The 2246-nt window shown below is 72.5% G+C and carries 1 protein-coding gene and 2 pseudogenes; 1 reads left to right on the top strand and 2 read right to left on the bottom strand.

What is annotated here, in order from left to right; translation table 11 throughout:
- Positions 1 to 9 precede the first annotated feature (9 nt).
- On the bottom strand, positions 10 to 423 hold the full coding sequence (icmB, locus tag H5J30_RS28310) for a coenzyme B12-dependent isobutyryl CoA mutase small subunit (RefSeq protein ID WP_018834742.1): 414 nt from the start codon (positions 421 to 423) through the stop codon (positions 10 to 12).
- 1225 nt (positions 424 to 1648) lie between these two features.
- Positions 1649 to 1870, bottom strand: a pseudogene (locus H5J30_RS37025) (alpha-(1-2)-phosphatidylinositol mannosyltransferase); the annotation flags it as partial.
- A gap of 118 nt (positions 1871 to 1988) precedes the next feature.
- On the opposite strand from H5J30_RS37025, the pseudogene H5J30_RS37030 reads away from it, so the two are divergent.
- Positions 1989 to 2246, top strand: a pseudogene (locus tag H5J30_RS37030) (hypothetical protein); the annotation flags it as partial.

Genomic DNA, 2246 nt, shown 5'->3' on the forward strand with positions numbered 1-2246 from the left:
CGTACGCCCTCACGCGCCCGCCGGCTCGCGGACGTTCGTCCGCACCCACTCCACCACTTCGGTCGTCGCCGCGCCCGGCGTGAAGATCTCCGCGACACCCAGCCCCTTCAACTGCGGGATGTCGTCGTCCGGGATGATGCCGCCGCCGAACAGCTTGATGTCCAGCGCGTCCCGCTCCCGCAGCAGCTCCACGACCTTCCCGAAGAGCGTCATGTGCGCCCCGGACAGGATGGAGAGGCCGATCGCCTCGGCGTCCTCCTGGATCGCGGTGTCGACGATCTGCTCGGGCGTCTGGTGCAGACCCGTGTAGATGACCTCCATACCGGCGTCGCGCAGCGCCCGCGCGATGACCTTGGCCCCGCGGTCGTGGCCGTCGAGTCCCGGCTTGGCCACCACCACGCGGATCGGACCGGTGCCACTCATCGCTGCCTCCATCGCGCGGTGCCGCGCGTTCGTGAGTCCTTCGAGGGTGTGAACGAACGTTATCCCCAGCATCGCGCACCCCGGCCGACCGCAACATCCTGGGAGGGGGAAATCACACGGCCGGCCAGCGGCAAATCGGACAGCCGTGGCCCCGGCCCTACCCTCGGGTACTCGAAAAATCGGGCAAGTGCCCCGAACGCGCCCCGGCGAAACCAAGGAAAGATTGTCGAGCCGTGGGACGCCCGGTACAGTCGCGGCAGTCTCCTGCTCCCGAGGCGAAAGAGAAGTGGTGAACGACCGTCCCCCGTCGGGCTTCCCCACCCCGGCCTCTCCCGCCGACGACGCATCCGCGTTCGGAAGCCTCGACGGCTACGGGTACGGCTACGACACCTCCGGCCACGGCGGCGGTTCCGGTGAAGAGCCTCTCCATCACGGCTATCAGGACTACGGCCGGAACTACGACGGCTACGACGCGGGCCACCCGGGCGCGTACGCCACCACCGGCTACGAGACCGGCGGCTATCTGACGCCCGACCCCGCCCCCTCGTGGGACACCGGCACGCAGTCCGCCGACTTCGGCGCGTACGGCGCCAACGGCCTGTACGGCACGGCCGATCCCTACGCCGCCGACCCGCACGCCTCCGGCGGCTACGACGTCTCCGCGCTCTGGTCCGAAGGCGCCACCGACACCCCGGCCGCCGGGGTTCCGACCGGCGGCATCCCGCGGCAGGCGGGCCCGGCCGACGACTACGGCTACCCCTCGGCGAGCGCCCCGACCGCGCAGTGGAACACCACGGGCGAGTGGTCGGGCTGGGACACCGGCACGCAGCACGAGGCCGTGCAGCACGAGGCGGCGCAGTACGAGGCGGCGCAGTACGACGGCACGCACTACGAGGCGGCCGTGCAGCACGAGGCCGTGCCGTACGACGGCACGCAGTACGACAGCACGCAGTACGACGCCGCGCAGTACGACTCCGCCGGCGGCTGGGACACCGGCCACTACGACCCCGCGGCGTACGCGGAGGCGGCCACGGACACCACCGCGATGTCGGGGGGGTACCCGGACGCCACGGCATACGCCGAAGCCACCGCGTACCCCGGGACGTTCACCGAGACGGCCGCCGCCACCGCCGCGTACGACGAGTACGCGGCCTACGCCCCGGCCGCCGCGAACGCCGCCCACGCCGACCCCGATTCGACCGCCTCCTGGGACTTCACCGCCCTCGTAGGGCTGGCGGGCGTCGAAGTCCCGGGTGGCGGCGCGGCCTTCGGCGTCGCGCTTCCAGGTGGAGGCGTAGACGACGACCTGCTCCGGGTCCAGCCGCAGGCACATGCTGTGCAGGAAGTTCTGGATGCCGCCGGGGCGGGGCGGGAAGTCGTTGGTGACGACGAGGGTCTTGTGCGGTGGCCTGCGGGTCGGTGGCTGGTGCGCCGGTGCCTTGTGCATCGGGGCCGACAGTACCGGGGCGGGCGGCGCCGGGGGCCTGCGGGCGGGCGGAGCCGTGTCGTAGTGTCGTCGGACGCACAGGTCCGACGCACACGGGGGCGGGGGCGGAGGTCGAGCCATGGCACGGGTCGCGGCGCCGGTCGCGGCGTGGGCGCTGACCCGCGCGGGCCTGCTGCTCCTCGTGCTCCAGGTGGTCGCGCTGCCGGGTCCCGACGTCACCAGCGACGTCGAGGTGATCTACCGCGGCTGGTACGAGGTCCTGCGCACCGGCACCTTCCCCGTCGACGACGTGAGCTGGCAGTACCCGCCGGGCGCGGCGCTGCCGGTGCTCTCCCCCGGGCTGCTGCCGTTCCTCGGCTACGCGCACGCCTTCTTC

The sequence above is a fragment of the Streptomyces phytophilus genome (assembly GCF_013870535.1).
Lineage (GTDB): Bacteria > Actinomycetota > Actinomycetes > Streptomycetales > Streptomycetaceae > Streptomyces > Streptomyces phytophilus.